Below are 24,929 nucleotides of genomic sequence, written 5' to 3'. Positions count from 1 at the left end.
CTATTTCGCTTCAAGATCCATAACCCGCAACATCAGATCAACATGGCGGGACATATTGCCGATCGAGGCCGCAGCCATGATCGAGATCTCCTCAGCCAACAACACATTGAGGTTTTCACTACCGACAACAATGGTCACGCTGTCCGCCGGCAATGGCGAAATATCGAGGGTGAATTTTTGCAATACACGAGCGGCGCTGGCCTTATACGTCAGCAGCTTTCCAGCGACCGAGTAAACCGCCAGCAACGTGCCGCTGGCGAGATAGAAGCCAAACTCGCCAATCTCGTATTCATCCGGACCGCTGAACAGCGCGGCCATCCGTAGCTGCCGGGAACCCAGGTCCTCGTAGTCAACAATCGCCACCCGTTGCCGCTCATCGCGAAGGGCTGTTTCCGAGCCGTTCGGGTCATAGCGAGCGGTGCCCACACCGATGTGAGTAATCTCACCTTTCAAGCCTTGGTTTTTTGCCTGCAACACTTCATCCAGACCGGCGGAAGTGAAGCGAACCAAGCGCGTAATGTCTTCTGTCATAGCTGCGCCCTGAGGTCGTAATCGTTAATGGTGTAGCGCTGAGACACCCCAGCGCCTGTCAGTCGTATTCAGGCAGCGCCCCAAAAAGGAATAGTTCGCCATCGGAAAGCGGCGTGTGTACGGCGCTGTGCATTGCAAGCCAAGCGTGCAGCTTCACTTCAGGCAATGCGCCCGGTTGACTGTCGTCGCTGATACTCAGCCCAGGATCAGCACCCGCAGCAACACGCAGGTCGCCGCTCGTTTCGTGAACGACGGTGATGGTTGCATCGTCTCGCTCGCTCTTCGCCGCATTGACGCGGCGTATCAAGCGATTGTGATCGCCACTCGACCAGCTTCGACCGATGATCGCCTGCACGTCGAAGGTGTAGGGGTTACCGAGAGGTCGCTGCTCGTACCAGGCAGAGATATTCGGTGTGAAACCCAGCGATTCGACGGCATGACTCAACGCTTTATTGGTTCCGGCCTGCCGCTGGATCTGCCAGGACAGTGAGACGGTCAAACGCTTTTCTGACTCGCTGGCGCCCGCGTCCCATTCGCTGACACCACGATCCGCGGCGAGATACGGCAAGAACGCCGACGGTGTCTTCGCTGGATTCATCAATTCAGGGAACGGCAGAGCAATGCGATCGAGCAATTGACCAAAACCGAGATCGAGCGCTTTTTCCAGCGGCGAACTGTTCGCCGGCAACAGGCTCGGACGAGAAGCTTGATCACTCATAGCGTCAGCACCTCAACCTCGACACCCGTGCAGTACGGAGCCTGGAAGGCTGTGGTCACGATGGGCTCCACTGGCTCGAGGATCTCCAGCTGTACCGCGCCGGCGGTATGTATCGTGTAATCGATCCAGCTCGGATCGACCCGCCCTTCCAGCCGATGGCACGCATCGGCATACGCCTGCAACTGCTGCTCAGCGGCCACCTTGGTCAAACCCGAATCCGGTCCGGCGTTGATCTTCGCGACTACCCGGATCTTGTAGCGTTTGATTTCGGCGGCCTGCACCGTGACGAGATCCGTTTCGGGCCTGACGTCAGGGCGGGCAAAGTGCCGGCGAACCCCGTCCAGCAGGTCCGCAGACGGCGTACCGTCAGCCTCTCGCGACAGCACGGTGACCCTCACCTCGCCAGGCGCTGTTCGGCGCCCGTTGCCATCCTTGACCTGCGCCGCGTAGCCATCCGGATCAAAGCTGTAGGTCACCGTCACCACGCCCGGAGCCATGGTTTCGACCTTCACTGCGGGCCGTTCGCCGAGGGTGAACACCTCGCGACGATACTGCATCCGCGAACCCGCTGCCGGTGCATGCGGCGCCAGGTAGTAACGCAGCCGGGCATTGTCGTCGCTTTCATAAGTGGGTGGGATCGGCGGGAATGCCGCCGGATTTCCCGGGTCCAGTACCTGACGCTCAAGACCCATGTCCGCGAGGCGGGCGTCGAGGTTGCTGCCGGTCGCCCACCACGCGAGCATCTGCTTGATGCGGGCGTTGTATTTGCGTTCGTGGGTTTGCAGCCGCACACAAAAGGCCTCAAGGGCCAGGGTCAGCAGCTCGCTTTCGTTGTCGAGGCTGACTTGCAGTTTGGCGGCTGTTTCCGGTGAACGGGCGGCCACGTAGTCGACGACAAACGCCTTGAACTCTGCGAGCAGCGCCTCGAACGCCTCGACCGTGACAATCGCCGGCTCAGCCAACTGGTTTTGACCGGGTATCAGCATGCTCATGTCACGACCTCGAATGTCTGTTTGCGGTTTTTCCAGGTGCCGGCGAAGCGCAACAACAGACCCGCTCCTAGACGACTGGCGACAATGACCTCAGGCTGAAAATCATCGATACCGTTTGCCTTGTTGTAAAACGCCTGTGCTGCGTGGCTCTGCGCCAGGATCAACACGTCGTCGCCAACGTTCTGCCCCAGCAAATCAGGGACCAGCGATCCATACAGCGGACGCTTTTGACGAGTGCCCAGCGGGGTGGTCAGTGCGCGGGTTGCGCGCTGCACAAACTGCAGCCAGTCGTCGACCGCTGCCCCGGTGTTTCTATCGACTCCAATCATGGGAAGTCCCTTATGCCGTACTGATGACTCGTCCCTGGTGATCCACCAAAGGGCCGAGGAAGTGAACGCCAGAGGCGTCGAGCAGCACGCCGACTGCGCCCAGCTTCAGCTCGATGGCCTCAGGGGTCAGCGCCAGCCGGGCCGGGCCGACGGTCAACTCGACCGACTCACGCGAGCCCTTGAATGTCGTCTGTCCATTGGTCCAGCTCAGGACATGGCTTGCATCGTCGTAGCTGCTTTCGGTGCCGTCCTTGTGTCGACGACGTGTCAGCGTGGCCACGGTCGAAACCGGCGGGAACCGGTTGCTGTTGAGGCCGAACAAGGCGACCGATTGCCCGGCGCTATCGCCGCCGCCATAGTTCAGCAGCAAGCACTGCTCACCCTCGGAAGGAATGCGCGATTCACTCTGTTCGCCAGCACTCGGGTTGAAGAACCTGATCGCCGGCGTCAGCAGATCCCCATGGCTGACCTTGCAGGTGTTGCTGGCGGCATCGACCTCTACACACACGCCGATGCGACAGAAGCTGTCGGCACGCCGGTGCAGGTCTTCGAACTCGGTCTCCATCTCAGCCAAACGCTCAATGATCGGACCGAGTTGCATACGTAGAAGAGCGTCAAACATGGGCCACTCCTTGAGTGCTTGTTAAACAAGCGCTGTGTATTGATCCGGATCGTCGATGTTCGAGACTTGCGAGGTGAACGCGAACTTTGGCGTCCCCGTTGGCTCATCGAGCAACGGCGAGCCGAAGTACAGCGTCTGGGAAAATGAAACCGTCCATGCGTCGTACACCTGCTCACCGCTGGTGAACGTCGACGGCACTGCCTCGATGCTCATCGGCAGGTCGCATTGCCCTCCCGATACGCCCCAACGGTTATCCGTGACGATATCCTTCAGTGCGCTGGCGAGATTGCAGGCCTCAAGCCCTGAATGCCCGCTCTTCCCGGCGACCACGCCTTGCAGCGAGATCGTCAGGACATGAGCGATACGCCCATCGTTGGCGCGGGTGCCCGCGGCATCGCGCTGAATCGCGATCAGGACCCAGGCATCATCGACAACCCCATCGAAATCCTGATATCCCCCAACCTTCAGGCCTGGATAAATCGGCCGAAGTGCCTCACCGATAGCGAGAATCAGCTCCGAGGGTTTATTGATAACGCTTGGAGACATAAAGCGGTTTCCTGTTCAAGTGTCACAGTGTCAGTTGTTGAGTTAAGGGAAATTACCGCCGATGACCTGCATCCTTGCAGGTCGGGGTCGTTGTCTACGCCCCCCGTCAGCCAGTCCATTGGACTTGTTCAGCGGTGACCTCTTTGCTGCCAGTACCATTAGCGGTCCTGGCTGGAGTCACGCGGCGCCATTTCATCGACGCCAATCCGCTTCGCCGCCCAGCGCTCATACAAGCCAATGGCGACATCGGCACCGGCCATCGCGGTGAGGCAACCGAAAGCGCCGGCGGTCCAGATCGACACGCCAGCGGCATACAGCAGCATGATGGTCGAGACCCCGCAGACCATGCAGGCCCCGGAGCGCAGCACCAGACGCCGCAACAGTGGCCAGCCGCGAGCGCCCTCCTTGTCGGCGCGCCACATTTCGCCGGACACCCCGCCGACCACCGCCAGAGCGATGACCAGCCAGATAGGCATGTCCGCCAACGCTTGCTGCTCGTTTGTCATGTCACGCCTCCTGCGTTGATAAATAGGTGATGGGTTTGTGTGTTGTTCAAACGCTGTCTCTTGATGTGCCTGACGGTAGGTAGGCATTCCAAAAAGCCCGGTCGCCCGGGCTTTTCAGTAATACGGTCCTTCCGATCTTTCGGCGCTACTGGCGCGGTACGGATCCATTCAAATTGTTCCTCCGACCGCGACCCTGTCCGCCGGATAACTGCTTACGGTGCTTTACGCTGCACACCCGGGTCAGTTGCCAACCCTCTGAACCGTTGAGGCCGGTTCATCGCTGCCTTTGCTGTGGAACTAAAGAGCTTCGTTGCGAGCCGTTGTTGAGCGGCTTGAGACAAAGAATATGCATGGATGCATATACAGTCAATGCATAAATGCATTTATTTATGCATAAGAAATGCACGGACGCATGAAAGCCCCGTAAACAAAGGGTGGGATGGTTTTCGTCGGGCGAAAAAAAACCCGCTTGATAGCGGGTTTTGTCTGACAGCTAAGCGTTAGCGGGCGTACATGCCCCACCAGAAGACATGGCCGAGGATGACGATTTGCTCTTCCTGGATTTCCTGGAAGGTGTAGTCCTCATCCGGGTGTTCATCGCGATTGAAGCTGCGCAGACGAATACCGGTTGGCAGACGATAGAGCTGCTTCACCCGCAGCTGGCCGTTATGGTTGATGGCATACAAATCACCATCAACGATATCGCCAATCCCGGACTTGCCGGCATTGACCCCAACCGTGGCGCCGTCGCGCAGCACCGGCAACATGCTGTTGCCGCGCACGGTCACGCATTTGGCCTGGTCGAACTGCACACCGTTATGCCGCAAGCTGCGCTTGCCGAAGCGCAAGCTTGAGCGCTCGCTCTCTTCGATGACGAATCTTCCTGATCCAGCAGCCAATTCAACCTCGCGAAGAAAGGGGACCGAGACCTCGTCGTCATCGACGGGGGTATCGTCATCCCACAGACTTATGTCCTTGAGTTCCGAATGCGACTCTTCGCGTGCAGGCGCATTGGCCGACGCAACATCGGCGCGGCCACGCAACTGGTCAGTGCTCACACGGAAGTACTCGGCGATCTTCGAGATGTGTTTATCCGAAGGATCGACGATCTTCCCGCTGAGAATCCGCGAGAGGGTAGATTGAGGCACGCCGGTGCGACGGTGAAGCTCCGTGGGGGAGATCCCGTGCTGATCGAGCAGTGCTCTTAAGACGGTAGAAACATTGCGTTTTTGCATAACACGCATAGTGCTTGTTCTTATCGAAGATGACAAATGCTGTTTTGCATAACCAGTGCATAAAACGCAGAGTTGTGCATCGGGCCTTTCATCCCTGCGTAGGTCGGACTGCCCATGGTAACCTTGCGCCCATCGCGGAAAAGCCGGGCTGATGTCCCTCTTTTGCCCCACCCCTTTCAACGAATTCGCCTGATTACCTGATGAATAAAGCACTCTCCGATCTGTCTTCCCACACCCCGATGATGCAGCAGTACTGGCGTCTGAAGAACCAGCATCCTGACCAGTTGATGTTCTACCGCATGGGCGACTTCTACGAGATCTTCTATGAAGACGCGAAGAAGGCCGCCAAATTGCTGGACATCACCCTGACCGCCCGTGGGCAGTCGGCCGGGCAGGCGATTCCTATGTGTGGGATTCCTTACCATGCTGCGGAAGGTTACCTGGCGAAACTGGTCAAGCTCGGTGAGTCGGTGGTGATCTGTGAACAGGTCGGCGACCCGGCGACCAGCAAAGGTCCGGTAGACCGTCAAGTTGTACGAATCATCACCCCCGGCACCGTCAGCGATGAAGCGCTGCTGGATGAGCGCCGCGACAACCTGATCGCCGCCGTACTGGGTGACGAGCGCCTGTTCGGCCTGGCCGTGCTGGACATCACCAGCGGCAACTTCAGCGTGCTGGAGATCAAAGGCTGGGAAAACCTGCTGGCGGAGCTGGAGCGGGTCAATCCGGTCGAGCTGATGATTCCGGACGATTGGCCAAAAGACTTGCCGGCGGAGAAGCGCCGTGGCGTTCGTCGTCGTGCACCGTGGGATTTCGAGCGTGATTCGGCGCTGAAAAGTCTTTGCCAGCAATTTTCCACCCAGGACCTCAAAGGTTTCGGCTGCGAGAACCTGACCCTGGCGATCGGTGCCGCCGGCTGCCTGTTGAGCTACGCCAAGGAAACCCAACGCACCGCCCTGCCGCATTTGCGCAGCCTGCGTCATGAGCGTCTGGACGATACCGTGGTGCTGGACGGTGCGAGCCGTCGCAACCTGGAGCTGGACACCAACCTGGCGGGTGGCCGCGAGAACACCCTGCAATCGGTCGTCGACCGTTGCCAGACCGCCATGGGCAGCCGCTTGCTGACCCGTTGGCTGAATCGCCCACTGCGCGACTTGAGCGTGCTGCTGGCACGCCAGACCTCGATCACCTGCCTGCTCGACGGTTACCGCTTCGAGAAACTCCAACCGCAGTTGAAAGAGATCGGTGACATCGAGCGGATCCTGGCGCGTATCGGCCTGCGTAACGCTCGCCCGCGTGACCTGGCTCGCCTGCGCGACGCTCTCGGTGCCCTGCCAGAACTGCAAGTGGCGATGACCGAGCTTGAGGCGCCACACCTTCACCAACTGGCGGTGACTACCAGCACCTATCCCGAGCTGGCCGCCCTGCTGGAAAAAGCCATCATCGACAACCCGCCGGCGGTGATCCGCGACGGCGGCGTGTTGAAAACCGGTTACGACGCCGAACTCGACGAGCTGCAATCGCTGAGCGAAAACGCCGGACAATTCCTGATCGACCTCGAAGCCCGCGAGAAGGCTCGCACCGGCCTGGCCAACCTGAAAGTCGGCTACAACCGGATTCACGGTTACTTCATCGAGCTGCCAAGCAAGCAAGCCGAGCAGGCACCGGCCGATTACATCCGCCGCCAGACCCTCAAGGGTGCCGAGCGTTTCATCACGCCAGAACTCAAAGCCTTCGAAGACAAGGCCCTGTCAGCCAAGAGCCGCGCGCTGGCCCGCGAGAAGATGCTTTACGAAGCCCTGCTCGAAGACCTGATCAGCCAACTGCCACCGCTGCAGGACACTGCCGCGGCACTGGCCGAGCTGGATGTCTTGAGCAACCTGGCCGAGCGTGCGCTGAACCTTGACCTGAACTGCCCACGGTTCGTCAGCGAGCCGTGCATGCGCATCAGCCAGGGCCGTCACCCGGTGGTTGAACAAGTATTGACCACGCCGTTCGTGGCCAACGACCTGAGCCTGGACGACAGCACGCGGATGCTGGTGATTACCGGCCCGAACATGGGCGGTAAATCCACTTACATGCGGCAAACCGCGCTGATCGTGCTGCTGGCGCATATCGGTAGCTTCGTGCCTGCCGCCAGCTGCGAATTGTCGCTGGTGGACCGGATTTTCACCCGGATCGGCTCCAGTGATGACCTGGCCGGTGGCCGTTCGACCTTCATGGTCGAGATGAGCGAAACCGCGAACATCCTGCACAACGCTACCGAACGCAGCCTGGTGCTGATGGACGAAGTCGGTCGCGGCACCAGCACCTTCGACGGTCTGTCGCTGGCTTGGGCTGCGGCCGAGCGTCTGGCTCAGCTGCGCGCTTATACGCTGTTCGCCACCCATTACTTCGAGCTGACGGTACTGCCGGAAAGCCAGCCGCTGGTGGCCAACGTCCACCTCAATGCCACCGAGCACAACGAGCGCATCGTATTCCTCCATCACGTACTGCCTGGCCCTGCCAGCCAGAGCTACGGATTGGCGGTTGCACAGCTGGCCGGCGTTCCCACCGAGGTGATTGTGCGGGCTCGCGAGCATCTGGGGCGACTGGAAGCCACGGCACTGCCTCACGAAACGGCGCAGCCAAGCAAAGGCAAACCGGCCGCACCGCAGCAGAGCGATATGTTCGCCAGCCTGCCGCATCCAGTGCTCGATGAACTTGCCAAGCTTAATCTGGATGACATGACCCCCCGTAGGGCGCTCGAAATGCTCTATACATTAAAGACACGGATCTAACGCACTGGCCTGCAAGCTGTTAGAATCTCGCGCGGTTTGGGATGCTGCAGGCAAATAGCCTGGTCTGCAGACTATCGCTCCCAAACCTGGCGACCCCACCGTGAAGGGGCGCAGCACGCCGCCGCCTGAGGAGAGAATTAGAATGACCTTCGTCGTCACCGACAACTGCATCAAGTGCAAGTACACCGACTGCGTAGAAGTGTGTCCGGTGGACTGCTTTTACGAAGGCCCGAACTTCCTGGTGATTCACCCGGATGAGTGCATCGACTGCGCCCTGTGCGAGCCGGAATGCCCTGCTGTGGCCATCTTCTCTGAAGACGAAGTCCCGAGTGAGATGCAAGAATTCATTCAGCTGAACGTTGAACTGGCCGAGATCTGGCCCAACATCACTGAGAAGAAAGATCCGCTGCCAGACGCGGCAGAGTTTGATGGCGTTAAAGGCAAGATCAAAGACCTCGCTCGCTGATCATTGTCGCGCTCTTGAAAAGGCCCCTTGCGGGCCTTTTTGCGTTTCAGGGGGTTGCGATCCTTTTCTGCGGGCAAAAAAAGGGGCGGTATGACCCGCCCACATTTTTTCCCTATTCCTTGTGTTCCTTTTCATCGTCCTGATGAATCACGTCCTTGCGATGTTCCTTGACCATCATCCTTGATGGCTGTGTCTATCCGTCGACACAGGGCTGATATTAAAGAGTTCCCCGGTAAGAGCAATCACCTGCCACGGGTAAGCCCGAATGAAACGACATGTTTATCTATGAAAAATATTGTTATAAATCAATAATTTACATAATTAAGCCGACAAAGATAGACGACCACTACCCGGTAGAAAAACCGAACACTTACGAAAGAGTAAGCCATGGCTTACGTTAACCTGCGAAAGCGTCCGAATAGCTCTTACGAAGCTTAAACAGCCTACCAATCGGCGAATAACAAAAAGCCCCGAAACAGACGGGGCTTATTGTTATCAGGTGAACGCGCTCCTGCTACTGGAACAGCGACTCACTCGACAGGCCATTCTTCTCAAGGATTTCACGCAGACGTTTCAGACCTTCAACCTGAATCTGTCTGACCCGCTCACGGGTCAGGCCAATCTCCAGGCCTACGTCTTCCAGCGTACTGCTCTCGTGGCCGCGCAGGCCGAAGCGGCGGATCACCACTTCGCGCTGTTTGTCCGTCAGCTCCGAGAGCCACTGATCGATGCTCTGCGACAGGTCATCATCCTGAAGCAGCTCACAAGGATCGGTAGGGCGGTCATCCGTAAGGGTGTCCAGCAGGGTTTTATCCGAATCCGGACCCAGCGAGACGTCGACCGAAGAAACCCGCTCGTTCAGGCCCAGCATGCGCTTGACCTCTCCTACCGGTTTTTCCAGCAGGTTGGCGATTTCTTCGGGTGAGGGTTCATGATCGAGCTTTTGCGTCAGCTCCCGTGCCGCACGAAGGTAGACGTTGAGCTCTTTCACCACATGAATCGGCAGCCGGATGGTCCGGGTCTGATTCATGATTGCACGCTCGATGGTCTGGCGTATCCACCAGGTCGCGTAGGTCGAAAAACGGAAGCCGCGCTCTGGGTCGAACTTTTCCACTGCCCGGATCAGGCCGAGGTTGCCCTCCTCGATCAGGTCGAGCAGCGACAGTCCACGATTGACATAGCGTCGGGCGATTTTCACCACCAGTCGCAGGTTGCTTTCAATCATGCGCTTGCGCCCAGCCGGATCGCCACTTTGCGACAGTCGCGCAAAATGAACTTCTTCTTCCGGTGACAACAAGGGGGAAAAGCCGATTTCGTTGAGGTACAACTGGGTAGCATCGAGCGCTCGGGTGTAGTCGATGTACTTATGCTGCTTGAGTGTTGCGGAGTGCCTGGATTTGGAGCGAACTGAAGGCGTAGCTGATCCTTCATTCGACATCTCATCCGATGCGACGTCGGTCTCCATCAGGAGAACCTCATCGTCGATGTCAAACTCCGGCACTTCTTTACTGAGAGCCATTGTTATAGTCCTTTGGTGAGTTCGACCTCAAGCTCAAGCGACGCCTTTATCCTTGGCAACGCTGGAGCCTGTTCCCTCTACGTGACGGAACAGGCTGGTAACAAATCAACGACGTGGCAGGAATTGCAGCGGATCTACAGGTTTACCTTGTCGGCGAATCTCAAAATGCAGTTTCACCCGGTCTGTACCCGTGGACCCCATTTCGGCAATTGTCTGTCCGACTTTGACCTGCTGCCCCTCCCGAACCAACAGCCTGCGGTTGTGACCGTAGGCACTGACGTAGGTATCGCTGTGTTTGATGATGACCAATTCGCCGTAGCCCCGCAAGCCACTCCCGGCATAAACCACGGTCCCATCAGACGCAGCTAAAACAGGCTGTCCCAAATCCCCGGCGATATCAATTCCTTTATTCAAACTACCGTTTGAAGAGAATTTTCCAATCAAAATGCCGTTGGATGGCCATCCCCAGCCTGTCGGCGCGGGCCCTGCAGGAGGCAATGGCGCAGGTGTCGGCTTGTTTGCGACGGACGGCGCAGCCGTCTGTTTCGCGGTGGTCGCACCCGAGGCTGGACCCCGGGTTACGGTAAATTTGCTCGAAGGAGAAGCGGTTGTTCCGGACGGGGTCACCACCTCTGTCGGCGTTGAACCGGAACGTCCGTCGAAGCGAATCGTCTGACCTGGATGGATTGTGTAAGGCGTAGGAATGTTGTTGCGTGCCGCCAGGGCCTTGTAGTCCCAGCCGTAGCGAAACGCGATCGAGAACAGGGTATCGCCGCGACGGACCACGTATTGGCCGGTGGTTACTGCGGGGCGTTGGGCCGCCGCATTATTACGATCGACCACTCGCACATCGCCCGAACGCGTGCTGGAGCAACCGACCAACAAGGAACTCAAGACAAGGCCAGTCACCAGGCGCTGAAAGCTTGTTGTACCGATACGCTGCGCAATGACTGTGAGACTCACCCGCCGCTCCCTTTGTGGTGGTTGAAAATAAAAATCGCCGTATTCAGGCATGAAATGTCGCAAGTATAACTGGCCGTCCGGGCTTTACCGTCGGCAAAACAAAATCGACACGCGCGCACGTTTGCTTATCGCTGTTCAATCGCGTTTAACCGATCAATGCCGCTGTAAGACCAAGGTAATCAAATAGAATTCAGCGTCGTTAAATAAATGCTTAAGCCAGTGGCCCATGGAGCAACGGTACAAAGCGCACCCCCCCCAAAACACGCCTGGAAAAGCCTTGTTCTTCACGGATGATCAACATCAATTGCTGAACCTCCCCTGAACCAACCGGAATCACCAGCCGCCCACCCGGCGCTAATTGATCGAGCAACGCCTGCGGTACATCGGTCGCCACCGCAGTGACGATAATGCCGTTGTACGGTGCCAGCGCTGGCCAGCCTTCCCAACCGTCGCCCCACCGAAATACCACGTTGCGCGTGTTCAACTCGACCAGGCGCTCCTTGGCACGATCCTGCAGGACCTTGATGCGCTCGACGGAAAACACCCGCTCGACCAATTGCGACAACACCGCTGTCTGGTAACCGGACCCGGTGCCGATCTCCAGCACTTTATCCAGAGGACCGGCCTCCAGCAGCAGTTCGCTCATGCGAGCCACCATATAAGGCTGAGAAATGGTCTGGTTATGGCCAATCGGCAATGCCGTATCTTCGTAGGCACGGTGCGCCAGGGCTTCATCGACAAACAGATGACGCGGTGTCCGCCGAATGACCTCCAACACCTGGGCGTTGGACAGGCCTTCCTCATATAAGCGCTGGATCAGCCGTTCGCGCGTGCGCTGGGAGGTCATCCCGATACCACGACGCAGGATATCGTCTTGTTCACGAGCCATCAGCGCAGCCCCTCCAGCCAGCCATCAAGACTTTTGAAGGCATCATTGAAGGTACGATCGAGTTGCAGTGGGGTGACCGAGACATAACCCTGCATTACCGCATGGAAATCCGTACCAGGCCCGCCATCTTCCACATCGCCGGCCGCGGCAATCCAATAGCCGGATTTGCCACGCGGATCGACCACTTGAATCGGCGCGGCAGCGCGGGCACGGTGACCCAGGCGAGTCAGCTGGATACCTCGAATATGTTCCAGAGGCAGATTCGGAATGTTCACGTTCAGCACCGTGCGCGGTGGCAAATCAAGGTCGGCATAAGCCTCCACCAGCTTGCGCGCAAAGTAGGCCGCCGTCGGCAGGTTTTCCACTTGCCGCGATACCAGCGAGAAGGCAAACGACGGCAGCGTGAGGAAACGCCCTTCGAGCGCTGCCGCAACCGTGCCGGAATACAACACATCGTCGCCCAGGTTGGCTCCCATGTTGATCCCGGAAACCACCATATCCGGCTCGCGCTCCAGCAAACCGTTGAGGCCCAGGTGCACGCAATCGGTCGGCGTGCCATTTAGGCTGATAAAGCCATTGGCCAGGGTTTGCGGGTGCAACGGACGGTCAAGCGTCAGCGAACTGCTGGCGCCGCTTTTGTCCTGGTCAGGGGCAATAACCACGCACTCGGTGTAATCCGCCAGCGCAGCATGAAGCGCGGCAAGACCGGGCGCTGTTACCCCATCGTCGTTAGAAATCAGAATACGCATGAGCTGTCCGTCTGCCCCACCGGCACCAGATCGACGAGTTCACGCACCAATACGGTGGCGAAGCATCCGGCCGGAAGGACGAATTCCAGTTGCAGAATGTCCAGCGAGGGATAATGCCACGTCAACCCGCCAATGGGCAGCCGCAGGATGCGACGTTCATGGCTCATTCCAGCGTTTATCAACCAATCGCGCAGATCCGCTTCGCCTGCCGCGACCCGCTGCTCCAGTTCATGAGTCGCACCGGTCGCGGGGGACTCGCCCTCGCCCCACAGCGGCCCGGTCGGGTGCAGGTCGAGGATTGCCAGGCGCGGATCGCTGCATTCGGCCTCACCTGCCGGGAAGAAGCTGCGGCTGTCGGTGAAAGCCAGCAGGTCACCGACCTGGGCGCGCTGCCAGCTGCCATCGGCAACTCGCGCCGCCAACACCTGATTGAACAGAAAGCTGCGCGCGGTAGAGAGCAGGCGTGAACGCACGTTGCGCTGCTCCGGCAAGGCTTTACGTGCCGCCCAGTCACGGGCATCCACCACGTTGCCGCCATTGTGGCCGAAACGCTGCGCGCCGAAGTAGTTGGGAATGCCTTGTTTGGCGATCAATTGCAGACGCGCGTCAATCGCGTCCTTGTCGCCAGCAAACTGGGTCAAGCGCAAGGTAAAGCCATTGGCCGAATGCGCACCGCGCTGCAGCTTGCGTTTATGGCGTGCGGTCTTGAGGATTTTCAGTGTGTCGTTTTCTGCCGCGGACAAGTCAGGATCGGCCTTGCCCGGCAATTGCACGCTGAACCACTGGCGGGTCAGTGCCTGGCGATCTTTCAAGCCGGCATAACTGACGGTGCGCAATGGCACGCCGGCAGCCTTGGCAATCCGCCGGGCCGCCTCTTCAGTGTTCAAGCCGCGTTTTTCCACCCAGATCCACAGGTGTTCGCCTTCGCCGGTCAGCGGGATATCGAGGACTTCATCGACCTGAAAATCTTCCGCGATGGCTTTCAATACGGCAGTGCCGAGGGCTTCACCGTAAGCGCGCGGGCCGAGCAATTGCAGTTCATTCATGCGCGCAGCAACAAGGCAACGGAGTGCACGGCGATGCCTTCTTCGCGACCGACAAAGCCGAGCTTTTCGGTGGTGGTAGCTTTCACGTTCACTTGATCCAACTCAACTTGAAGATCCGCGGCGATCAGCGCACGCATCGATTCGATATGCGGGGCCATTTTCGGCGCCTGGGCAACGATGGTGTTATCGACATTACCGACCTTCCAGCCCTTGGCGTGGATCAGCGCGACAACGTGACGCAACAGTACGCGGCTGTCAGCACCTTTGAATTGCGGGTCGGTGTCTGGAAAGTGTTTACCGATATCGCCCAGCGCCGCTGCGCCGAGCAAGGCATCGCTCAATGAATGCAGCAAGACGTCGCCGTCGGAATGGGCAAGCAGCCCGAAACCGTGTGCAATTCGCACGCCGCCCAGAGTGATGAAATCGCCTTCAGCGAAACGGTGCACATCATAGCCGTGGCCAATACGCATAAAAAAACGCCCCGATTTAGTCAGGGCGTGATTCTACCTGCTTTAGGCGCCTAGAGCGTGTGCGTGATGTCGCAAGTGTTCATCAATAAAGCTGGCGATAAAGAAATAGCTGTGGTCGTAGCCCGGTTGCAGACGCAAGGTCAGCGGATGGCCGGCCAGTTTCGCCGCCTGCTGCAGTGCTTCGGGTTTGAGCTGAGTGGCGAGGAAGTCATCCCGATCACCCTGATCCACCAGCAGCGGGAGTTTTTCGCTGGCCTCGCTGATCAGCACGCAGGCATCCCATTCGCGCCACTTCGAACGCTCTTCGCCCAAGTAGCGCGAAAACGCCTTCTGACCCCAAGGGCAATCCATTGGATTGTTGATAGGCGCGAAGGCCGACACCGACTGATACCGCCCAGGGTTGCGCAAGGCACAGACCAGTGCGCCGTGCCCGCCCATGGAGTGGCCGCTGACGCCACGTTTGTCCGAGGCCGGAAAATGCGCTTCGACCAACGCAGGCAATTCCTGCACCACATAGTCGTGCATCCGATAGTGCTTGGCCCAGGGTTCCTGCGTGGCGTTCAGATAGAACCCGGCACCGAGGCCGAAATCCCATGCGCCATCCGGGTCGCCCGGAACATCGGCACCTCGCGGACTAGTGTCCGGCGCGACGATGATCAACCCCAGCTCGGCCGCCATGCGCATCGCGCCGGCCTTGTGCATGAAGTTTTCGTCGGTGCAGGTCAATCCCGACAACCAGTACAACACCGGCAGCTTACCGCCCTGCTCCGCTTGCGGCGGCAAGTACACGGCAAACACCATGTCGCAGCCCAGCACTTCGGAATGATGCTTGTAGCGTTTATGCCAGCCACCGAAACTCTTCTGGCATGAGAGATTTTCCAGACTCATGACCGACCTCAGAAATGGATGACAGAGCGGATGCTTTTGCCTTCATGCATCAAGTCGAATGCCTTGTTGATGTCTTCCAGGCCCATGGTGTGGGTGATGAACGTGTCCAATGGGATTTCGCCGCTCTGGGCCATTTCCACGTAGCTTGGCAACTCGGTGCGACCGCGCACGCCGCCAAATGCCGAACCGCGCCAGACGCGACCGGTCACCAGTTGGAACGGACGAGTGGAGATCTCCTGGCCAGCACCGGCAACGCCGATGATCACCGACTCACCCCAACCTTTATGGCAGCACTCCAGTGCCGCACGCATCAGTTGTACATTGCCGATGCACTCGAAGGAGAAGTCGACGCCGCCGTCAGTCATGTCGACGATCACGTCCTGAATCGGACGGTCGAAATCTTTCGGGTTTACACAATCGGTAGCGCCCAACTGCTTGGCGATTTCGAACTTGGCCGGGTTGATGTCGATGGCAATGATTCGCCCAGCCTTGGCCTTGACCGCGCCGATGACCGCAGACAGGCCAATACCGCCCAGGCCGAAGATGGCCACGGTGTCGCCCGGCTTGACCTTGGCAGTGTTGATGACCGCGCCGATGCCGGTGGTGACGCCGCAACCCAGCAGGCAGACTTTTTCCAGCGGCGCTTCTTTAGGAATCTTCGCGACGGAGATTTCCGGCAACACGGTGTATTCGGAAAAGGTCGAAGTACCCATGTAGTGGAAAATCGGCTGACCTTTGTAGGAGAAACGCGTAGTTCCGTCCGGCATCAGGCCTTTGCCCTGGGTCGCACGAATAGCCTGGCAGAGGTTGGTCTTGCCCGACTTGCAGAATTTGCACTGGCCGCATTCCGGGGTGTACAGCGGAATCACGTGATCGCCGACCGCGACCGAAGTCACGCCTTCCCCGATAGCTTCGACAATCGCGCCACCTTCGTGGCCGAGGATCGACGGGAAGATACCTTCCGGGTCAGCGCCCGACAGGGTGTAGGCGTCGGTATGGCAAACACCGGAGGCGACCACACGCAACAGGACTTCACCCGCCTTGGGCATGGCGACATCGACTTCAACGATCTCAAGGGGTTTCTTGGCCTCGAAGGCAACGGCAGCGCGCGACTTGATCATCCTGTCTCTCCAGCGAATAAAAACGAGACAACGAGTGTAAAACACCACCAGACGATTAATAATCCAGCCGAAAGCAAAACATTATTGCTGCACAGGGATAATCCTCATGTCCGAGAACCGCTGGGAAGGCATCGATGAATTCGTCGCCGTCGCCGAATGCAACCAGTTCACGGCTGCCGCCGAACGCCTCGGGGTTTCGTCCTCGCACATCAGTCGACAAATCGTACGCCTTGAAGAGCGCCTGCAAACCCGCCTGCTTTACCGCAGTACCCGTCGGGTGACGCTGACCGAAGCCGGGCAGACTTTCCTGCAACACTGCCAACGCTTGCAAGACGGACGCGAAGAAGCCTTGCGCGCCGTCGGCGACCTGACCAGCGAACCCAAAGGCATGCTGCGCATGACCTGTGCAGTGGCGTACGGCGAACGTTTCATCGTTCCGCTGGTGACCAGCTTCATGGGGCTTTACCCACAATTGCGGGTCGATATCGAGCTGAGCAACCGCCCGCTCGACCTGGTGCACGAGGGCCTGGACCTGGCAATCCGGCTCGGCCGCCTGCAAGACTCACGGCTAGTGGCCACGCGCCTGGCGCCACGACGTATGTACTTGTGCGCATCACCGTCCTATCTGGAACGGTATGGCCGACCGCATAGTTTGTCCGAGCTGAGTCGACACAACTGCCTGATCGGCAGCTCGGATATCTGGCAACTGGAACAGGACGGCAGAGAATTTTCCCAGCGAGTACAAGGCAATTGGCGCTGTAACAGCGGGCAAGCGGTGCTGGACGCAGCACTACAAGGTGTCGGGTTGTGTCAGCTGCCGGACTATTACGTGCTGGAGCACCTGAACAATGGCGCACTGGTGTCGTTGCTGGATGCCCATCAACCACCGAACACCGCCGTCTGGGCACTGTATCCGCAGCAACGGCATCTATCGCCGAAAGTGCGCAAACTCGTGGACTATCTGAAAGAAGGGTTGGCAAAAAGGCCGGAATACCAACTTTGATCAAAGGATCAAAGGATCAAAGGATCAAAGAATCAAAGAATCGCAGCCTACCGCAGCTCCAAAGATAACCAATGACACGCCCCCCACCACTCAACAGGCCGAGCGTTAGCTCGCCTGCCGCTGCTGATCTTGATCCACCCGCCCCTATCGGAAGGCCGAGCGCAGGTGTTCATCAGGGGGTGGGCGCGCAGCGCCGTACGGCGCAGCCGGACACATCGAGAGGAGGTCGTCGCGAAGCAGACCGTAGGCGATGCCCCCTGATGAATACCGGAGTGAGGGAACGCCGAGCCTAGGCGAGGTGCCGTACGCTTGGGGCGAAGCCTTTTGGTTCCTTTTTGGCGTTTGAAAAAGGGACTCGCCGTAAGGGCGAAACCCCAAGCGGCCGTTACCGCAGAAATGGATATGTACACCTGCTTAGAGATAGGTCGGCTGTCAGGCCGTCATCGCGAGCAAGCTCAGCTCCCACAGTAGATCTATGTACATCTGCGGGAGATTGGTCGGCTGTCAGGCCGCCATCGCGAGCAAGCTCGGCTCCCACAGGAGATCTATGTACATCTGCGGGAGATTGGTCGGCTGTCCGGCCGCCATCGCGGGCAAGCCCGGCCCCCCCACATCAGTTGAGCGGAGCGACAGAGGAATCAGCGGCGATTAGCCCAACGCAGCCGCAGCCATTCAAGGTCTTCAGGCCGAGTAACCTTGAGATTATCCGCCCGCCCCTCGATCAAGCGTGGCGCCTGACCCGACCACTCCATCGCAGACGCCTCATCAGTAATGGTCACATCAGCCACCAGACTGTCCGCCAACGCCCGATGCAAAGCCCCCAAACGAAACATCTGCGGCGTATACGCCTGCCAGATCAAACTGCGATCAACCGTTTCAAGGACCCGACCATGCTTGTCCACACGCTTGAGCGTGTCACGCGCAGGCACAGCCAGTAACCCGCCGACAGGATCGTCAGCCAATTCCGACAACAACTTGTCGAGATCGTCGCGAGCCAGGTTCGGTCGCGCAGCGTCGTGGACCAACACCCAGTCTTCATCGGCAGCGCCTTGCGCGTGCAAATGCAGCAACGCGTTCAGCACCGAACCCGAGCGCTCTTCACCACCGTCCACCCGCTGGATACGCGGGTCGGTGGCACACGCCAGGGTTGGCCAATAAGGATCATCAACGGCAAGACTGACCACCAGGCCTTTCAAGGCTGGATGATCGAGGAAACAGCCAAGGCTGTGTTCGAGAATAGTGCGTCCGCCCAGTTGCAGATATTGCTTGGGACGGTCCGCGGCCATACGGGCACCGACGCCCGCGGCAGGAATCACGGCCCAGAAGGCCGGTAACGTATTCATCATTGGGCCAACTGGTAAAGGGTTTCACCATCCTTGACCATGCCCAACTCATGGCGAGCCCGTTCTTCAACGGTCTCCATGCCTTTTTTCAACTCACTGACCTCGGCGTCCATGACCCGATTGCGCTCCAGCAACGACTCGTTCTCAGCATGCTGATCAGCAATTTGCTGAGTCAACTCGGCCACTTGCGCCAGACTGCCATTACCCACCCACAGGCGGTATTGCAAACCAGCCAGCAGCAAGAGCAAGACAAGAAACAACCAGTAAGGACTGCGCATCGAATATCAGGTATCCAGTGAAAAAAGACAGCCATGCCAACTTTAAAGCTTCTGATAGCACGAAGCCTGGAAGAACCAGGCTCGTACTTATAAGGCATCAGATTAGTGGCAAAAATCCCGATCAGTCACTGTAAAAACTACTGCGTTTGAAAATACTGCGTTAAAAACAGGCTCGGACTGTTCATTTACAACACGTAAACTCCGCGTCCTCGCCTGTTTTTGCCTTGTCTTTTCTGCGCTCGCTACGTTTTTACAGGGACTGATGCTGCGATTTTTTCGACACAATCCGGTGTCTTTTTAACTACCCAAGCTTAGCCGCGGAATTCGCCACGACCGTTGTACTTGGCTTTGCCGCCCAATTGCTCTTCGATGCGCAGCAGTTGGTTGTACTTGGAAACGCGGTCGGAACGGCACAGCGAACCGGTTTTGATCTGGCCAGCCGAAGTGCCCACAGCCAGGTCGGCAATGGTCGAATCTTCGGTTTCACCGGAACGGTGCGAGATCACGGCAGTGTAACCAGCGGCCTTGGCCATCTGGATCGCTTCCAGGGTTTCGGTCAGGGTGCCGATCTGGTTGAACTTGATCAGGATCGAGTTGGCGATCTTCTTGTCGATGCCTTCTTTCAGGATCTTGGTGTTGGTCACGAACAGGTCGTCGCCCACCAGCTGGGTTTTTTCGCCGATTTTGTCGGTGAGGATTTTCCAGCCAGCCCAGTCGGACTCGTCCAGGCCATCTTCAATGGAGATGATCGGGTAACGTTCGGTCAGGCCTTTGAGGTAGTCGGCAAAACCTTCGGCGGTGAACACCTGGCCTTCACCGGACAGGTTGTACTTGCCGTCTTCGTAGAATTCGCTGGCCGCGCAGTCCAGAGCCAGGGTCACGTCGGTGCCCAGTTTGTAGCCAGCGTTGGCCACGGCTTCGGAGATTACTTTCAGTGCATCTTCGTTGGACGCCAGGTTCGGTGCGAAACCACCTTCGTCGCCCACCGCAGTGCTCAGGCCACGAGCCTTCAGTACAGCTTTGAGGTGATGGAAAATCTCGGTGCCCATGCGCAGACCTTCCGAGAAAGTCTTGGCGCCCACTGGCTGAACCATGAACTCCTGGATGTCGACGTTGTTATCGGCGTGCTCGCCACCGTTGATGATGTTCATCATCGGAACCGGCATCGAGTAAACACCCGGAGTACCGTTCAGGTTGGCGATGTGTGCGTACAGCGGCAGGTCCTGGTCGTGGGCAGCAGCCTTGGCAGCAGCCAGCGACACGGCGAGGATTGCGTTGGCGCCCAGGCTGCCCTTGTTCTCGGTACCGTCCAGCTCGATCATGATGCGGTCGAGGGCTTTCTGGTCAACCGGGTCTTTACCCAGCAGCGCGGTGCGAATCGGGCCATTGATGTTGGCTACAGCTTTCAGTACACCCTTGCCCAGGTAACGGCTCTTGTCGCCATCACGCAGCTCGAGCGCTTCGCGCGAACCGGTGGAAGCACCGGACGGCGCGCAAGCGCTGCCGATGATGCCGTTATCGAGAAGCACGTCCGCTTCGACGGTGGGATTGCCACGGGAGTCGAGAACTTCACGACCTTTGATGTCGACGATTTTTGCCATTGTTGTAAACACTCCAAAGTTGACGAAAACGCTGTAGGAGCACGGCTTGCCGGCGATGGGGCCCTCAAGGACGCCATCGCTGGCAAGCCCTGCTCCTACAAGAGCAGTGCGGCCAGCGGGCCAGAGCGATAAATCGAGCGGTACTTTACCGGAGAATTGAGGATTACGCGGTTTCTACCGTCGGAAAACTCTTCACCAACTCGTCCAGAGCCTTGAGCTGAGCCAGGAATGGCTCCAGTTTGTCCAGACGCAAGGCGCAAGGGCCGTCACATTTGGCGTTGTCCGGATCCGGATGCGCTTCCAGGAACAGGCCGGCCAGCGACTGGCTCATGCCCGCCTTGGCCAGGTCGGTGACCTGCGCACGGCGTCCGCCGGCAGAATCCGAGCGACCACCCGGCATTTGCAGCGCGTGGGTCACGTCGAAGAACACCGGGTATTCGAACTGTTTCATGATGCCGAAGCCGAGCATGTCCACGACCAGGTTGTTATAGCCGAAGCTCGAACCACGCTCGCAGAGGATCAACTGATCGTTACCGGCCTCTTCGCATTTGCTCAGGATGTGTTTCATTTCCTGAGGGGCGAGGAACTGGGCTTTCTTGATGTTGATCACAGCGCCGGTCTTGGCCATCGCGACGACCAGATCGGTCTGGCGCGACAGGAAGGCCGGCAACTGGATGATCTCGCAGACTTCAGCGACAACTGCAGCCTGCTCAGGCTCATGGACATCGGTGATGATCGGCACGCCAAAGGCTTGCTTGATGTCCTGGAAAATCCGCATGCCTTCCTCGAGGCCGGGGCCCCGATAGGAGGTTACCGACGAACGATTGGCCTTGTCGAAGCTGGCCTTGAACACGTAAGGGATACCGAGTTTCTCGGTGACCTTTACGTACTCTTCACAGACCTGCATCGCCATGTCACGGCTTTCCAGCACGTTCATGCCACCGAACAGCACCATCGGTTTGTCGTTGGCGATTTCGATGTTGCCTACGCGGATGATCTTCTGAGCCATCAGGTTCAAGCCTTCTTCTGGTGTTGAGCCAAAGCTGCTTTGACGAAACCGCTGAACAACGGGTGGCCGTCGCGCGGAGTCGAGGTGAACTCCGGGTGGAACTGGCAAGCAACGAACCATGGGTGGTTCGGCGCTTCAACCACTTCAACCAGCGCACCGTCACCGGAACGACCGGAGATTTTCAGACCGGCTTCGATCAGTTGCGGCAGCAGCTTGTTGTTCACTTCATAGCGATGACGATGACGCTCGACGATCACGTCCTTGGCGTAGCAATCGTGAACCAGGGAGCCGGCTTCCAGCAGGCATTCCTGAGCACCCAGACGCATGGTGCCGCCCAGATCGGACGATTCGGAACGGGTTTCAACGGCACCGGTGGCATCTTCCCACTCGGTGATCAGACCCACGACCGGGTGACCGCTGGTGCGATCGAATTCGGTGGAGTTGGCGTCTTTCCAGCCCAGCACGTTACGGGCGAACTCGATCACGGCGACTTGCATGCCCAGGCAGATACCCAGATATGGAACCTTGTTTTCGCGAGCGTATTGAACGGCGGTGATCTTGCCTTCCACGCCACGCAAACCGAAGCCGCCTGGCACCAGAATCGCATCAGCGCCTTCCAGCAGCGCGGTGCCCTGGTTCTCGATGTCTTCGGAGTCGATGTAACGCAGGTTGACCTTGGTACGGTTGCTGATGCCGGCATGACTCATCGCTTCGATCAGCGACTTGTAGGCGTCCAGCAGTTCCATGTACTTGCCGACCATGGCGATGGTGACTTCGTGCTCAGGGTTGAGCTTGGCATCGACCACGGCTTCCCACTCGGACAGATCGGCGCCGCCACATTGCAGGCCGAAACGCTCGACGACGAAATCATCCAGGCCCTGGGAATGCAGGATGCCCGGGATCTTGTAGATGGTGTCGGCGTCTTCCAGCGCGATGACCGCACGTTCTTCAACGTTGGTGAACTGCGCGATCTTGCGACGCGAAGAGATATCGATCGGGTGGTCGGAACGGCACACCAGCACGTCTGGCTGCAGGCCGATGGAACGCAGTTCCTTGACCGAGTGCTGAGTTGGCTTGGTTTTGGTTTCGCCGGCAGTGGCGATGTACGGCACCAGTGTCAGGTGCATCAGCATCGCGCGCTTGGCGCCGACTTCGAAACGCAATTGACGGATGGCTTCGAGGAACGGCTGGGATTCGATGTCACCCACGGTGCCACCGATCTCGACCATCGCCACGTCGGCATCGCCTGCACCCTTGATGATGCGGCGCTTGATTTCGTCGGTGATGTGCGGAATCACCTGGATGGTTGCGCCCAGGTAATCACCACGGCGCTCTTTGCGCAGGACGTGCTCGTAGACACGGCCGGTGGTGAAGTTGTTGTTCTGGGTCATGGTCGTGCGGATGAACCGCTCGTAGTGGCCCAGGTCCAGGTCGGTCTCGGCGCCGTCGTGAGTGACGAACACTTCACCGTGCTGGAACGGGCTCATGGTGCCCGGGTCAACGTTGATGTACGGGTCCAGCTTGAGCATGGTGACCTTAAGTCCCCGCGCCTCCAGGATGGCCGCCAATGAAGCCGATGCAATGCCTTTCCCCAATGAAGAAACAACACCGCCCGTGACGAATATGTAGCGCGTCATGAAAAACCCTAGAAGTCTGCGTTAAAGCGGTCCGAGCCGCCGGGGAAAGCGAAGGAAGGCCGAAGCCCCCGATCACCTGCATTAATTACAGTGCATCTTTCAAAAAAACCGCCGCGTTGGGACAGACCGGAAGAAGAATCACCGGTACGTTGCTCGCTACACATTTTTTGGAATCGCCCAGCAAAGACTGCTTGGTAATCGGCAACTCCTGCAATTCAGCTGAATCCACAGAAGTTGTATCAAGAAGGGAGCGTAGTCTACCGGAAAGCCCCTTTCAGCTCAAACCTTGATCGTTGATCGCTGGCTGCCACCGCAAAAGACCGTTTCCCCCCGCACTACCGTCGAGCCCACGCAGGTTTGCCACCGCGAGCAATTGTTCATTGCAGAAGAGCAGCGGCAATCTGCCACGGGCAAACAGCGGCAGGCCGCTTTCATTGAGCAAACGCTTGAGGTCGCGATGCCCGCGCCCCGGCAAATGCATGATTTCACCGCCCTGCCGGTAGCGCACGCTTAATACGCCGGCAGGGATGGTCCCGCAGAAGGTCAACCGGCCGTTGTTCGGCAGCAGCAGTGCCAGCGACGGATCAGGCCAAAGCGGAGCCGGCTCGGGGCGGTTCAGCCAATGGCCGGACAACCACCAGATTCGCCCGTTCGCACGATGCAACTCACCGTCCGCCAGGCGCCAGATCGGCCGAGCATCCGTCGCTGCATCGCGCAAATTTTCCCAACCCGACCAATGGTCGCTGTCCGGCATCCGCGTCAACGGCGCCAGCCAGTGGCTGAGAGCATTGCGCTGGCGGGCGGCGGAAAGCGTTTCAAGCGCAGCCATTTCCAACGACGGCACGCCCAGCCAATCGAATTCGCTGACCGTTGCGGCGGGCGCCAGATCCATCTCGGCCAAATCATCGAGCAAACCCTGCGCTTCACTCAAATGCGCGGCGCTGCGGGCGATGGTGGCCACGGCCTGTGGCCAACGCTGAGTGAGCGCTGGAAAAATCTGCTGGCGAAGGTAATTACGAGAAAACTGTTGATCGGCGTTCGACGGATCCTCGATCCAGCTCAACTGATGCTCGACGGCATAGGCTTCGAGTTCAGCCCGCGACACCTCAAGCAACGGTCGCAGCAAAAAACCACGGCCCAAAGGACGCTGTGACGGGATCGCCGACAAACCTCTCACCCCTGCCCCGCGCAACAGGCGGAACAAGAGGGTTTCCGCCTGATCGTTCTGGTGTTGCGCCGTGAGTAGCAGCTCATTGGCTTGAGTCGCCTCGACAAAGGCGCCATACCGCGCCTCGCGCGCCGCGCGCTCCAGGCTCGCCCCAGGCTGAACCTGAACGTGAATAACCTCCAATGGCACCCCCAGGGCGTCACACACCGTCTGACAATGCCCCGGCCACGCATCAGCCGCAGCCTGGAGACCGTGATGGATGTGAATGGCTTTGAGTTCAGGCAGGGAGTGTTTTTTTGCGAGTTGCGCAAGAAGGTGCAGCAGAACGGTGGAGTCGAGACCACCGGAGAAAGCGACACGCCAGGTCGGCGCGGTGTGCCAGGGAGCCAGGCGTTTGAGAAGTGCAGCTGAAAGGCTCATGAACATCCCCAAACCTGCAGGAGCAAAGCTTGCACGCGATGAACTTGTGGTGAGGAGGCTTGCCCCCCGTTCGGCGGCGTAGCCGTCGCAAAAAGGTCGA

The 24,929-nt window shown here is 58.6% G+C and carries 25 protein-coding genes; 3 read left to right on the top strand and 22 right to left on the bottom strand.

Features of this window, described 5'->3' with window-relative positions; all coding sequences use genetic code 11:
* From AABM55_RS06255 to AABM55_RS06220, 8 genes are all read right to left on the bottom strand, one after another.
* The gene (locus AABM55_RS06255; RefSeq protein WP_054595940.1) at positions 1-531 is read right to left on the bottom strand and encodes a hypothetical protein; all 531 of its coding nucleotides are present in this window, start codon (positions 529-531) and stop codon (positions 1-3) included.
* Positions 532-589: 58 nt separating this feature from the next.
* The gene (locus AABM55_RS06250) at positions 590-1,249 is read right to left on the bottom strand and encodes a phage tail protein I (RefSeq protein ID WP_347929094.1); all 660 of its coding nucleotides are present in this window, start codon (positions 1,247-1,249) and stop codon (positions 590-592) included.
* Positions 1,246-2,241 carry a baseplate J/gp47 family protein gene (locus AABM55_RS06245; protein ID WP_347929093.1) on the bottom strand — a complete coding sequence of 332 codons (996 nt, stop codon included), beginning with the start codon at positions 2,239-2,241 and terminating at the stop codon, positions 1,246-1,248. The genes AABM55_RS06250 and AABM55_RS06245 overlap by 4 nt, the downstream gene beginning before the upstream one ends.
* Positions 2,238-2,570 carry a phage baseplate protein gene (locus tag AABM55_RS06240; RefSeq protein WP_347929092.1) on the bottom strand — a complete coding sequence of 111 codons (333 nt, stop codon included), beginning with the start codon at positions 2,568-2,570 and terminating at the stop codon, positions 2,238-2,240. Before AABM55_RS06240 ends, AABM55_RS06245 begins: the two co-directional genes overlap by 4 nt.
* A gap of 10 nt (positions 2,571-2,580) precedes the next feature.
* A complete protein-coding gene (locus AABM55_RS06235) occupies positions 2,581-3,192 on the bottom strand; it encodes a phage baseplate assembly protein V (RefSeq protein WP_347929091.1) in 612 nt (203 codons plus the stop codon).
* Positions 3,193-3,213: 21 nt separating this feature from the next.
* The gene (locus tag AABM55_RS06230; protein WP_347929090.1) at positions 3,214-3,738 is read right to left on the bottom strand and encodes a hypothetical protein; all 525 of its coding nucleotides are present in this window, start codon (positions 3,736-3,738) and stop codon (positions 3,214-3,216) included.
* Between the two features lie 158 nt (positions 3,739-3,896).
* A complete protein-coding gene (locus AABM55_RS06225; protein ID WP_054595933.1) occupies positions 3,897-4,244 on the bottom strand; it encodes a phage holin family protein in 348 nt (115 codons plus the stop codon).
* 500 nt (positions 4,245-4,744) lie between these two features.
* Positions 4,745-5,479, bottom strand: a complete 735-nt coding sequence (locus tag AABM55_RS06220) for an XRE family transcriptional regulator (protein ID WP_054598255.1) — start codon at positions 5,477-5,479, stop codon at positions 4,745-4,747.
* A gap of 200 nt (positions 5,480-5,679) precedes the next feature.
* On the opposite strand from AABM55_RS06220, the gene mutS reads away from it, so the two are divergent.
* Positions 5,680-8,259 carry a DNA mismatch repair protein MutS gene (mutS, locus tag AABM55_RS06215; protein WP_216741024.1) on the top strand — a complete coding sequence of 860 codons (2,580 nt, stop codon included), beginning with the start codon at positions 5,680-5,682 and terminating at the stop codon, positions 8,257-8,259.
* A 142-nt stretch (positions 8,260-8,401) separates the two neighbouring features.
* Positions 8,402-8,725, top strand: coding sequence for a ferredoxin FdxA (gene fdxA, locus AABM55_RS06210; protein WP_019692115.1), 324 nt, complete (start codon positions 8,402-8,404; stop codon positions 8,723-8,725).
* 514 nt (positions 8,726-9,239) lie between these two features.
* Here the strand turns inward: fdxA and rpoS are convergent.
* The 8 genes from rpoS to AABM55_RS06170 form a co-directional block, all read right to left on the bottom strand.
* Positions 9,240-10,244, bottom strand: a complete 1,005-nt coding sequence (gene rpoS, locus AABM55_RS06205) for an RNA polymerase sigma factor RpoS (RefSeq protein WP_054595931.1) — start codon at positions 10,242-10,244, stop codon at positions 9,240-9,242.
* A gap of 105 nt (positions 10,245-10,349) precedes the next feature.
* On the bottom strand, positions 10,350-11,207 hold the full coding sequence (locus AABM55_RS06200) for a peptidoglycan DD-metalloendopeptidase family protein (RefSeq protein WP_054595930.1): 858 nt from the start codon (positions 11,205-11,207) through the stop codon (positions 10,350-10,352).
* Positions 11,208-11,418: 211 nt separating this feature from the next.
* On the bottom strand, positions 11,419-12,054 hold the full coding sequence (locus AABM55_RS06195; protein WP_173859967.1) for a protein-L-isoaspartate(D-aspartate) O-methyltransferase: 636 nt from the start codon (positions 12,052-12,054) through the stop codon (positions 11,419-11,421).
* Between the two features lie 41 nt (positions 12,055-12,095).
* Positions 12,096-12,845, bottom strand: a complete 750-nt coding sequence (surE, locus tag AABM55_RS06190; protein WP_347929089.1) for a 5'/3'-nucleotidase SurE — start codon at positions 12,843-12,845, stop codon at positions 12,096-12,098.
* A complete protein-coding gene (gene truD, locus AABM55_RS06185) occupies positions 12,833-13,891 on the bottom strand; it encodes a tRNA pseudouridine(13) synthase TruD (RefSeq protein WP_054595927.1) in 1,059 nt (352 codons plus the stop codon). Before truD ends, surE begins: the two co-directional genes overlap by 13 nt.
* Positions 13,888-14,361, bottom strand: a complete 474-nt coding sequence (gene ispF / locus AABM55_RS06180) for a 2-C-methyl-D-erythritol 2,4-cyclodiphosphate synthase (RefSeq protein ID WP_054595926.1) — start codon at positions 14,359-14,361, stop codon at positions 13,888-13,890. Before ispF ends, truD begins: the two co-directional genes overlap by 4 nt.
* A gap of 42 nt (positions 14,362-14,403) precedes the next feature.
* Complete coding sequence (gene fghA, locus AABM55_RS06175) at positions 14,404-15,249, bottom strand: S-formylglutathione hydrolase (protein WP_019692108.1); 846 nt, start codon at positions 15,247-15,249, stop codon at positions 14,404-14,406.
* Positions 15,250-15,257: 8 nt separating this feature from the next.
* The gene (locus tag AABM55_RS06170) at positions 15,258-16,370 is read right to left on the bottom strand and encodes an S-(hydroxymethyl)glutathione dehydrogenase/class III alcohol dehydrogenase (RefSeq protein WP_054595925.1); all 1,113 of its coding nucleotides are present in this window, start codon (positions 16,368-16,370) and stop codon (positions 15,258-15,260) included.
* Positions 16,371-16,476: 106 nt separating this feature from the next.
* Here AABM55_RS06170 and AABM55_RS06165 point away from each other — a divergent pair, with 106 nt between their 5' ends.
* Positions 16,477-17,373, top strand: coding sequence for a LysR substrate-binding domain-containing protein (locus AABM55_RS06165; protein WP_103315508.1), 897 nt, complete (start codon positions 16,477-16,479; stop codon positions 17,371-17,373).
* 638 nt (positions 17,374-18,011) lie between these two features.
* Here the strand turns inward: AABM55_RS06165 and ispD are convergent.
* The 6 genes from ispD to tilS all read right to left on the bottom strand — a co-directional run bounded on the left by ispD (position 18,012) and on the right by tilS (position 24,829).
* Positions 18,012-18,719, bottom strand: a complete 708-nt coding sequence (gene ispD, locus AABM55_RS06160) for a 2-C-methyl-D-erythritol 4-phosphate cytidylyltransferase (RefSeq protein ID WP_347929088.1) — start codon at positions 18,717-18,719, stop codon at positions 18,012-18,014.
* Entirely contained in the window at positions 18,716-18,994 is a 279-nt protein-coding gene (gene ftsB / locus AABM55_RS06155; protein WP_019692104.1) for a cell division protein FtsB, read from the bottom strand. Before ftsB ends, ispD begins: the two co-directional genes overlap by 4 nt.
* A 311-nt stretch (positions 18,995-19,305) precedes the next feature.
* Positions 19,306-20,595, bottom strand: coding sequence for a phosphopyruvate hydratase (gene eno, locus AABM55_RS06150; RefSeq protein WP_019692103.1), 1,290 nt, complete (start codon positions 20,593-20,595; stop codon positions 19,306-19,308).
* A gap of 163 nt (positions 20,596-20,758) precedes the next feature.
* On the bottom strand, positions 20,759-21,604 hold the full coding sequence (kdsA, locus tag AABM55_RS06145) for a 3-deoxy-8-phosphooctulonate synthase (RefSeq protein WP_054595922.1): 846 nt from the start codon (positions 21,602-21,604) through the stop codon (positions 20,759-20,761).
* Between the two features lie 5 nt (positions 21,605-21,609).
* Positions 21,610-23,241 carry a CTP synthase gene (locus AABM55_RS06140; protein ID WP_054595921.1) on the bottom strand — a complete coding sequence of 544 codons (1,632 nt, stop codon included), beginning with the start codon at positions 23,239-23,241 and terminating at the stop codon, positions 21,610-21,612.
* A 274-nt stretch (positions 23,242-23,515) separates the two neighbouring features.
* Complete coding sequence (gene tilS / locus AABM55_RS06135; protein ID WP_347929087.1) at positions 23,516-24,829, bottom strand: tRNA lysidine(34) synthetase TilS; 1,314 nt, start codon at positions 24,827-24,829, stop codon at positions 23,516-23,518.
* Positions 24,830-24,929 lie beyond the last annotated feature (100 nt).

The sequence above is a fragment of the Pseudomonas helvetica genome (genome assembly GCF_039908645.1).
GTDB lineage: Bacteria > Pseudomonadota > Gammaproteobacteria > Pseudomonadales > Pseudomonadaceae > Aquipseudomonas > Aquipseudomonas helvetica.
Note: the sequence above shows the minus strand (reverse complement) of the source record. Positions and strands in the feature narration are given on the sequence as shown.

Coding starts and splice junctions, on each gene's coding strand:
- kdsA (WP_054595922.1), bottom strand. CDS start 21,604: ATGGCTCAGAAGATCATCCGCGTAGGCAACATCGAAATCGCCAACGAC.
- AABM55_RS06165 (WP_103315508.1), top strand. CDS start 16,477: ATGTCCGAGAACCGCTGGGAAGGCATCGATGAATTCGTCGCCGTCGCC.
- tilS (WP_347929087.1), bottom strand. CDS start 24,829: ATGAGCCTTTCAGCTGCACTTCTCAAACGCCTGGCTCCCTGGCACACC.
- AABM55_RS06245 (WP_347929093.1), bottom strand. CDS start 2,241: ATGAGCATGCTGATACCCGGTCAAAACCAGTTGGCTGAGCCGGCGATT.
- eno (WP_019692103.1), bottom strand. CDS start 20,595: ATGGCAAAAATCGTCGACATCAAAGGTCGTGAAGTTCTCGACTCCCGT.
- fdxA (WP_019692115.1), top strand. CDS start 8,402: ATGACCTTCGTCGTCACCGACAACTGCATCAAGTGCAAGTACACCGAC.
- mutS (WP_216741024.1), top strand. CDS start 5,680: ATGAATAAAGCACTCTCCGATCTGTCTTCCCACACCCCGATGATGCAG.
- AABM55_RS06250 (WP_347929094.1), bottom strand. CDS start 1,249: ATGAGTGATCAAGCTTCTCGTCCGAGCCTGTTGCCGGCGAACAGTTCG.
- AABM55_RS06230 (WP_347929090.1), bottom strand. CDS start 3,738: ATGTCTCCAAGCGTTATCAATAAACCCTCGGAGCTGATTCTCGCTATC.
- rpoS (WP_054595931.1), bottom strand. CDS start 10,244: ATGGCTCTCAGTAAAGAAGTGCCGGAGTTTGACATCGACGATGAGGTT.
- ispD (WP_347929088.1), bottom strand. CDS start 18,719: ATGATGAATACGTTACCGGCCTTCTGGGCCGTGATTCCTGCCGCGGGC.
- AABM55_RS06240 (WP_347929092.1), bottom strand. CDS start 2,570: ATGATTGGAGTCGATAGAAACACCGGGGCAGCGGTCGACGACTGGCTG.
- AABM55_RS06225 (WP_054595933.1), bottom strand. CDS start 4,244: ATGACAAACGAGCAGCAAGCGTTGGCGGACATGCCTATCTGGCTGGTC.
- AABM55_RS06255 (WP_054595940.1), bottom strand. CDS start 531: ATGACAGAAGACATTACGCGCTTGGTTCGCTTCACTTCCGCCGGTCTG.
- surE (WP_347929089.1), bottom strand. CDS start 12,845: ATGCGTATTCTGATTTCTAACGACGATGGGGTAACAGCGCCCGGTCTT.
- AABM55_RS06195 (WP_173859967.1), bottom strand. CDS start 12,054: ATGACCTCCCAGCGCACGCGCGAACGGCTGATCCAGCGCTTATATGAG.
- AABM55_RS06170 (WP_054595925.1), bottom strand. CDS start 16,370: ATGATCAAGTCGCGCGCTGCCGTTGCCTTCGAGGCCAAGAAACCCCTT.
- ftsB (WP_019692104.1), bottom strand. CDS start 18,994: ATGCGCAGTCCTTACTGGTTGTTTCTTGTCTTGCTCTTGCTGCTGGCT.
- AABM55_RS06220 (WP_054598255.1), bottom strand. CDS start 5,479: ATGCAAAAACGCAATGTTTCTACCGTCTTAAGAGCACTGCTCGATCAG.
- truD (WP_054595927.1), bottom strand. CDS start 13,891: ATGAATGAACTGCAATTGCTCGGCCCGCGCGCTTACGGTGAAGCCCTC.
- AABM55_RS06140 (WP_054595921.1), bottom strand. CDS start 23,241: ATGACGCGCTACATATTCGTCACGGGCGGTGTTGTTTCTTCATTGGGG.
- AABM55_RS06235 (WP_347929091.1), bottom strand. CDS start 3,192: ATGTTTGACGCTCTTCTACGTATGCAACTCGGTCCGATCATTGAGCGT.
- ispF (WP_054595926.1), bottom strand. CDS start 14,361: ATGCGTATTGGCCACGGCTATGATGTGCACCGTTTCGCTGAAGGCGAT.
- fghA (WP_019692108.1), bottom strand. CDS start 15,249: ATGAGTCTGGAAAATCTCTCATGCCAGAAGAGTTTCGGTGGCTGGCAT.